General features: G+C 37.3%; 11 protein-coding genes and 2 pseudogenes. 6 read left to right on the top strand and 7 right to left on the bottom strand.

Annotated elements, in window-relative coordinates; translation table 11 throughout:
* From ACFIO5_RS08890 to relB, 7 genes and pseudogenes are all read right to left on the bottom strand, one after another.
* Nucleotides 1–334, bottom strand: a pseudogene (locus tag ACFIO5_RS08890) (hypothetical protein); the annotation flags it as partial.
* 11 nt (nucleotides 335–345) lie between these two features.
* The gene (locus ACFIO5_RS08885) at nucleotides 346–663 is read right to left on the bottom strand and encodes a hypothetical protein (protein WP_375639942.1); all 318 of its coding nucleotides are present in this window, start codon (nucleotides 661–663) and stop codon (nucleotides 346–348) included.
* Nucleotides 664–675: 12 nt separating this feature from the next.
* A complete protein-coding gene (locus ACFIO5_RS08880) occupies nucleotides 676–1,434 on the bottom strand; it encodes an antA/AntB antirepressor family protein (RefSeq protein WP_375642945.1) in 759 nt (252 codons plus the stop codon).
* Between the two features lie 9 nt (nucleotides 1,435–1,443).
* Nucleotides 1,444–1,836, bottom strand: a complete 393-nt coding sequence (locus ACFIO5_RS08875; RefSeq protein WP_183194579.1) for a Rha family transcriptional regulator — start codon at nucleotides 1,834–1,836, stop codon at nucleotides 1,444–1,446.
* A gap of 67 nt (nucleotides 1,837–1,903) precedes the next feature.
* The gene (locus tag ACFIO5_RS08870) at nucleotides 1,904–2,278 is read right to left on the bottom strand and encodes a hypothetical protein (protein WP_375635095.1); all 375 of its coding nucleotides are present in this window, start codon (nucleotides 2,276–2,278) and stop codon (nucleotides 1,904–1,906) included.
* A gap of 408 nt (nucleotides 2,279–2,686) precedes the next feature.
* A complete protein-coding gene (locus tag ACFIO5_RS08865) occupies nucleotides 2,687–3,742 on the bottom strand; it encodes a type I restriction endonuclease (protein WP_144755027.1) in 1,056 nt (351 codons plus the stop codon).
* A 19-nt stretch (nucleotides 3,743–3,761) separates the two neighbouring features.
* Nucleotides 3,762–4,415: a type II toxin-antitoxin system RelB family anti-toxin gene (gene relB, locus ACFIO5_RS08860; RefSeq protein WP_004856665.1), complete on the bottom strand. Its 654-nt coding sequence runs from the start codon at nucleotides 4,413–4,415 to the stop codon at nucleotides 3,762–3,764.
* Nucleotides 4,416–4,510: 95 nt separating this feature from the next.
* Between relB and ACFIO5_RS08855 the strand changes: the two genes are divergently transcribed.
* The 6 genes and pseudogenes from ACFIO5_RS08855 to ACFIO5_RS08830 all read left to right on the top strand — a co-directional run.
* The gene (locus ACFIO5_RS08855) at nucleotides 4,511–4,786 is read left to right on the top strand and encodes a helix-turn-helix domain-containing protein (protein WP_375633226.1); all 276 of its coding nucleotides are present in this window, start codon (nucleotides 4,511–4,513) and stop codon (nucleotides 4,784–4,786) included.
* Nucleotides 4,787–4,803: 17 nt separating this feature from the next.
* On the top strand, nucleotides 4,804–5,172 hold the full coding sequence (locus tag ACFIO5_RS08850; protein ID WP_375613947.1) for a hypothetical protein: 369 nt from the start codon (nucleotides 4,804–4,806) through the stop codon (nucleotides 5,170–5,172).
* A gap of 123 nt (nucleotides 5,173–5,295) precedes the next feature.
* Nucleotides 5,296–5,613, top strand: coding sequence for a dATP/dGTP diphosphohydrolase domain-containing protein (locus ACFIO5_RS08845; protein ID WP_375613946.1), 318 nt, complete (start codon nucleotides 5,296–5,298; stop codon nucleotides 5,611–5,613).
* An 8-nt stretch (nucleotides 5,614–5,621) separates the two neighbouring features.
* Entirely contained in the window at nucleotides 5,622–6,053 is a 432-nt protein-coding gene (locus ACFIO5_RS08840; protein ID WP_375633225.1) for a hypothetical protein, read from the top strand.
* Between the two features lie 405 nt (nucleotides 6,054–6,458).
* Nucleotides 6,459–6,929 carry a crossover junction endodeoxyribonuclease RuvC gene (locus ACFIO5_RS08835; RefSeq protein ID WP_375613944.1) on the top strand — a complete coding sequence of 157 codons (471 nt, stop codon included), beginning with the start codon at nucleotides 6,459–6,461 and terminating at the stop codon, nucleotides 6,927–6,929.
* Nucleotides 6,919–7,576, top strand: a pseudogene (locus tag ACFIO5_RS08830) (DUF1376 domain-containing protein); the annotation flags it as partial. The gene ACFIO5_RS08835 and the pseudogene ACFIO5_RS08830, both read left to right, overlap by 11 nt.

Below are 7,576 nucleotides of genomic sequence, written 5' to 3'. Positions count from 1 at the left end.
CATCACCGTAAACTTCTGCATGACCGTAAATGCATGGTTCATCGAAAACTTCTGCTTTGCCATAAATACGAGAATTGCCGTAAACATGTGCATAACCGTAAACTTGTGCATTTTCGTAAACCTTAGCATTACCAAAAACCTTGGCATTACCATAGACTTTTGCATAATCCCCAATCCAGCAATTGCCATCATGACTTAGATTGTCTTCTTTTTGTATAAAACCGCCTAGGTCATCTGCTTTAACATCATCAAAATCCCTTAAAGCACGAATACGGTGAAGGGTTTTGCCATCAAACTCAATTGTTTCATCAGTCAGTTTGTATTTCTTTTCCATGGTTTTTGCCCCTACCTTAAGATAGCATCACTTCCATAAAATGCTGTTTTGCCAGCTACTATGGCATTACCACCAACTTTTGCGTTATTATAGACTTCGGCATCTTCATAAACCTTAGCGTTTTCATAGACATATGCATTTTCATAAACCCACGCCTCATCACCAACCCAACAATTGTCATCATGGCTAAGATTTCTTTCACTCTCTACAAAGCCACCAAGATCACCTTTTTTAACATCTCCAAAGTCTTTTAATGCACGGATACGGTAAAGCGTTATTCTATCAACTTTAATTGTCTCATCAGTCAGTTTGTATTTCTTTTTTATCATAATAACCTCCTCTTAATGCATGCTTTGTCTTTTAAGCTCTTGAGACAGCACACCAATTCCTTTTGCTGTGACTTTTGCGCAAGGAATGACCTTTTCTATTCCATTTGCGGTTTGAAGTGTGATAGTTGGACAATCCATAAGTTTCTTTTGGATTTTGTCTTGATACGGTAGCAAATTTCCACCTGCTGCTCGTCTGTAAACCCAACCTTTTTGCTGTAAGAAGAGAATGAATTGTTTTGGTTGCATCTCGAGTATTTTAGCGGCTTCTGTAAGACCAAAGAGTCCATTATGACGCTGTAAGCTTTCAAGAGCCATGGCTTTTGGTGTTAAATCTTCAATGATGGTGTCTTTTTGATCTATTTGACCTTGTAGGTAATTCAAAAAGCCAATCATAGCCTTTGGACTTGAATAGTCGATTTGTGGTGTTACTACTTGCTTTACACGCTTTTCACATTCGATAAAGTATAAACGGGCTTCTCTCCCTTTCTTATTGTTCTCCACCATAGAAAGTTCTTTGGCTCTATCAAGTGTGAGATAGTAGTTAATCGCGATAACAGCCCTAGATTTTGCGCTCGCCAAATTTGGCGACCGCAAATCTTGTGTTTTTACAAAGTCTTGTCCTTCTATAAAATTGTATCTGGTAATACGGTCCTTAATCCAATTTGAAAAGTCACGTTTTGCCTCTAAGAATGCATGCAGATCACGTGCATTTACTGTTTGAACTATTTCCTGATCAATGATTTGTTCTTTAATCTCTATGGGAGTGTTCATGATGAACTCCTATGCAGTCTGTTTAATTTTATTTTTAAGATGCATCATGATAGCTGCTCGTATTTCAGGTCTCGAAAAATCGATTTGGGGATTAGCTGCTTGCTCTTCTAATTTTTTCCAATAATCTATGATTTTTGCGCGTAACACAGTGTTATAACCTAAAATGACAATAAGAGATTCACGTTTAGGAAGATGATAACAAGGAAGAGTACGACCTGTTGAATCTTTGTATAATCCAGCAAAATTACTCAGGTCGATTTTAAGTTCGCTAAATAGTTTACGAATATCTTGCATTACATGGCCATGTCTTTTACCGCATAACTCTGCAATTTCAATGCTAGACATGGTTGGAATTGTTTCGTGTTTGTTTGTATTTTGCTGGATAGCAATTAGCTTTTCCATTACGGACCTCATATTGGGTGGGATTGATGGGAAAAAGGGGGCGCTTTTTCAAACGCCCTTAAGAATTTTAAAGCACATCACAAGGACGCAAACGGTGTTGTTGTTCATAAGTACCGTAAATCTCATCATTATATTTTTCGTCTGCTATCTCGTCTAAAAGTTCTTGGTAAGCATCACTTTCGAGTACAAAGTCATGAACTTTACTCTCCTCGTGGAGATGTTCGATATTTTCTTTTACATATGCTTCTGCAATTTCTTCAGAGATATCTTCACAATTATTCTCAGAAGGATTGATGCGAAAGATTTGGATTGCATCATCTGCCTCGTCAATAATTTTTAGAACTTGGCTTTCATCCAGTGGTCCCGACCGACCAATGTTTTGATCATCATCATAGACAACTAATAAAATTTCATTGGAATTTATAAGAATTGGCTTATCCATAATTTTTCCTCCCTAACGCCTCTTGGCGATTGTTCGTGTTAATGTAATTTAATCTACACCAGATCGGCTTTTGCTTCTTCGTGATATGTTGTTATAGAGGAATATACCGTAAAGGATTATTATGGTCAAGTCATTTTATGCTAAAATGGTTTTTTATAAATGAACTTTAATATTTATTACGAATCGGTTTGAGTATTGTAGCGTTCAGTGTAGAGGCATGATACTTCCTAGTATCCCGTAAAAAAATAAATCAGTTAGCTGTATTTGAAATTTATATGCAGGAAAAATTGGGGCAGTGTGCAGACAGAGCCAATCGATGGGTAGATAACGCCGTAGTTTTTTTATAAAAACTGCGGACGAACAAAAAAACCCCGCTTCAGCGGGGCATACATAGGTTGTTAGAATATCTTATAAATATTTTTTTGCTGTTTCTCTTATTCTGTCTGCAAAATCATAAATATTATCTAGCGTTTCAATACCGACTTTTTCATCAATATCAGTATCGAAAAGGGCTAGTTGCTTATGTTTTCTGTTAAAGTGCAGTCGAACCAACGGCTTTCTGTTATTATTGTCAATTAAAATGGCGCAGTACGACTTTGCATCTCTGATAACAATACGGTCGGCAGAAATAACTTCACGCGCAATTGCCTTGACAATCATGAAGCCTTCAACTTCCTCTTCGGTCGTTATTATGGCATGTTCATTACCAATAGATGTAGCAATATTATCTTGCTTGTCGGTTTCAGTTGTTGTTTGTAAAGCGCTAGAAAGCCGACTTTTTACCGCATCAGATATTACTTCGCGAAACGCATTTTTAGTAACACCTGTGAGCATTTCTAAGACATTAGCAGTCAGGCGCCCTTCATAAACATCCGCACAAGCAACACGAACAAAACCTTCGGACGGATTTTCTATTTCTTTTTGGATGTTTTGTTTTATTCCAGATACATATTTGAGCTGCTCGGCTGTCACCAATATATTTTCAATATTAAATGCTGAGCGTTCAAACTTTTTAAGCTCTGTAAGTACCACAGTATTGTATTCTATTACATCAAAAGTAAGGAATGGCCTATTATCGAGCTTGTTTGCAGCATCAAGATCTGTGTAAAAATGAAAAAATCGACCATTTGTCAAAATCGCGAATTTAGCATTCGTTACACTAAAGTATCGATATAATTGACTTAAATGCTTTGAACTCAATTCGCAAGATATCGGTTTGCACTCAAAAAGAATACGTATCTCACCGTCTATACGGATAGCATAGTCAACTTTTTCACCTTTTTTACCAACGGCATCAGCAGTAAACTCGGGAATGACTTCAAGTGGATCGAAAATATCATACCCAAGTGCGCGCAGAAATGGTAAAACGACCGCTGTTTTGACCGCTTCTTCAGTTAACATAGTATCTGAATGATTTTTGACTTTATCAGCTATTATTTTTAAGCTCTCGTCTACTGTCCCCATTCCCGCTTCTCCTTTGTTTTCAGGGTTTTCTTAAAATCCAAAGAACTTTCCCAACTACACGAATCTCCTCTCCATCAGTTGCCCCATTTATTTTGATAGGTTCTTGATGATTGGGTTCAGTACTTTCAGGCCATAGTTCAAATCCACTAATAGTTTGACGTATACGTTTAGCTGTACGCTCAATCATTTGACCATTGAATCGGCTGCGTTCAACTATCACGAGATCGTTAGGTTCCACATTAATGCCGGCTTTTATTATGTCTACGCAAATAAGTTGATCACCATCACGAGCAATTTTGTTAAGGCAGTTGCCCTCGATTTTTAAAGCAAATTGAAAGTGAGCTGGGTATTTCGAGGTGCTGGGTACATATTCTATGTCATCAAATCCAAAATCCATATCTTCGACCGACATCCACGAGCTAGCAGCAACTTTTCCTATCACCGGTATCATTCCAATAGCATTAGATATGGGATGTATTTCCTCGTTTTCTGGGAAAAGAAGATTAAACGGCTTTACACCAAGATGTGGTGCTAACTTTTCCGCCCACTCTTTGGTTAATTTTCGCTCACCTTTTTCAAGCCGTTTTATTTGAGGTTGCGTGGTACCAGCTTTTTCAGCCAATTTCACCTGTGTGAGTCCCAAATCTTTCCTCAATTTTTTAATTATATGCATGCTCTAAACCTTACACCAAGACTGCTTATTTAACAAAGTCCATAAAGGTATTTTTTTATTGACTAAAACAGTCTTTTATGGTATTTATTTGAATTATGGAAAAATTGAAATCATATCTCACACGAAATAAACTATCTCAAGCCGAATTTGGGAAGCAAGTTGGCGTAGCACAGAGTACGATTAACAGGTATTTACGCGGCTTGCGGTTTCCTGAGCCTGAAATTGTCTTAAAGATTGAAAAGACAACCAATGGTATTGTTCGTCCCGTTGACTGGTATGTCGATTTATACCCACGCCCCTCTCTTGAAGAGGTGGGCGTGCCACTTACTACAGCTGATAACAAACACCCACAGCAGCCTTCACACTCTTAAGAAGAAAGAAAGTAAAGATGGATTATGGTTTAGCGGCAATTATTATACTTTTTACGACCAATGTAATTACGGTTTTTTGTTTGTGGGCCTATCGTAAAGTTTTTTATTTATATCGTAAAAAAGAGCAAAGCTATGTAAATGTTTTGCAAAAATCATATTATACTTTTTATATTTTGAAAGATTTAATACAGGAAATAGGTTTTCCAGAAGGCTGTACAATCGTTTTTAATAATTCTGATTGGAATTTTTCTTTTGATGAAAACAACCATTTAATAGCCAAAAATTCTTTAGGACCAGAATTGTCCATAAAGATGCATGGCGACACAAAATATTTCAAAGAAAACTCTCAAAAAATTTTTGAAAAACACAATCGGTCCAAACATTAAATGTAACGAGATGAGGCATGCAGTGTATTTTTGAATTGAGTAAGTTCATTTTTTTTAATTTATGACTAAACGCTCTGTCATAGCAAACATATAAATACGTAGAGCCTTAAGGGGGGGATAATCATGGTTTTTAAAGCACATAAGAATGACATTGGTAAACCGCGTGTTGATCTTATTCCACCGTTGACACTGATTGAAATCGGTAGAGTTTTAGAGCTTGGAGAAAACAAATACGGTGCAAGCAATTGGCGTCATGGCATGAATTGGAGCCGTTTGTATGGAGCTTCTTTACGTCATTTATTAGCATGGTTTGGTGGAGAGAATAAGGATGGCGAGAGTAATTTATCACACTTGGCACATGCGGCTTGTTGCATTCTTTTTTTAATGGAATGCGAGGCAAAACGGATTGGCCGAGATGACCGCCCTAAAAGCAAAGAATAGAGATCAGAATGAGTTCGAATGAGATTTTAATAGCGGGCTTGGTAGTTTTGGGAGCTTTGCTTGTATGCGGAGCGATGTTGCGTGTTGTATTTTATTATCGCAACAAAGTCAAAGTTCTTAAAGAGCAGGTCTTGACTTTAAAAAGCAGCATAAAAACTCTTGATGAAGAATACGCGTGGTCAAGAAGTGCATCTTCAAAGGACGTGGCAAAGAGAACTAGTGATCTGAATATTGCAATTAAAGAACGCGATAGAGCGATAAAAGAACTACAACAAAGGACTGAAGAACATGAAAAGGCATTCAGAGATGTAAGTGAAGTAGTGATGGCACTAAAAGCAGATGTTCAATCACGTGACGAGGAAATTGAAAGACTAAGACAAGAGCTTAAGCAGCGTGAAGGTGCAGTAAAAACGCCGCCTCATAAGAAGAAAAGAAAGTGAGGGAAAAAAGATGAGTGTGACAGCGATAGCTTTGGGTATTGCATTTGTGATCTTTGATTTACTTATAATCTCCTTTGTTGTCTCGGAAATATTAGACAAAAAGAACGATAAACTCCGTGAGATCATTTCGAAAAAACATAAAATTTTACACGATTTGAAAATGCATATCTTCAAGAATGGGGTGGGAACATGAATCTAGGTGAATTAGTACTCTACTTATTCATATCAATAAATGCAGTGTTTTTTATTGCAATGATGGTTTTTATACTTTTAGTTGCGCCTATTTACATAGTGTATACTTCTGCTCAACCCGTCATAAAAAAGAAGAAAATTCTTAAGGAATTAGATGCTGAGATTGAGAGTTTAAAGCACAAGATTAATGAGAAGTAGGTACTGGTGATTTAGATGTCTCATACAATTCTTTGCCTTGATCTAGGGACTAAGACAGGCTGGGCGCTTCGTGATGCAGATGGTTTTATCACAAGTGATACAGAACATTTTCAATCACGCCGTTTTGAAGGCGGTGGCATGCGTTACTTGCGCTTTAAGAAATGGCTTACTGAACTAAAGAGGTCTGTTGATGAAATTGATGCAGTGTATTTTGAAGAGGTCCGCCGGCATGTGGGTACAGACGCTTCTCATGTTTATGGGGGCTTTCTAGCAACATTAACGGCGTGGTGTGAACATCATCAGATACCGTATGAAGGCATTCCCGTTGGTACCATTAAGAAAGCAATGACAGGCAAAGGGAATGCGTCAAAAGAAGAAATGATTAAGGCAATGCGTGCAAAAGGTCACGCGCCTTGTGATGACAACGAAGCAGATGCTTTGGCAATTTTATATTTAATGAAAGAAGGGGATATACATGTCCGGTAAAATACCATGGACGAGACTGTTTGCCGATAAATGGGCGGTGGTCGTCGATTATTTACCTCCTGTAGAAGGTAATATCTATATGAGATTGCGATTTCGCATGCTTCGTACTGGTGAACCTCTTTTTTGTAATATTAAAGTTTTATCTCATTACACTGGTTATTCAGTAAAGAAATTTGAGACAGCATTGAATGTTTTGCTAGAAGAGGGATACATCATTCGTTTAGAAGATGGTCGTTTATGGAATCTCGATGTTGAAGAAGAATTAAAAAATTGCAATGAGAATCTAAATAAACTTTCAGAAAAAGCTATAAAAGCTGCAAATACTAAGAAAAATAAGCATAAAGATAACTCATCAAAGAACCATGATGATGTCATGATGACGTCATCACGAGGTCATGATGACATCATGATGAAACACATTAACATAGACAATAACATATATAATAAAAAAACTAAAACTATCGTTTTAGAAAAAAAAGAAATTGGTTCTGAAAATTTAGAAACAACCGATTTGGTTGAAGAGCCAATTGAGGTTGATGCTGTTGAGAGCCAATCAGAGCAAAACGCGACATCATCAGAAAACCAACCTCTCATTCACGAGCAAGAAAACGTTCCGGAAAAAGCCAAGCGGTCAAAAGCTAATCGGG

This window comes from Bartonella sp. AA86SXKL, from assembly GCF_042196885.1.
The sequence above is the reverse complement of the archived record's forward strand: the minus strand, read 5'-3'. Positions and strand labels throughout refer to the sequence as shown.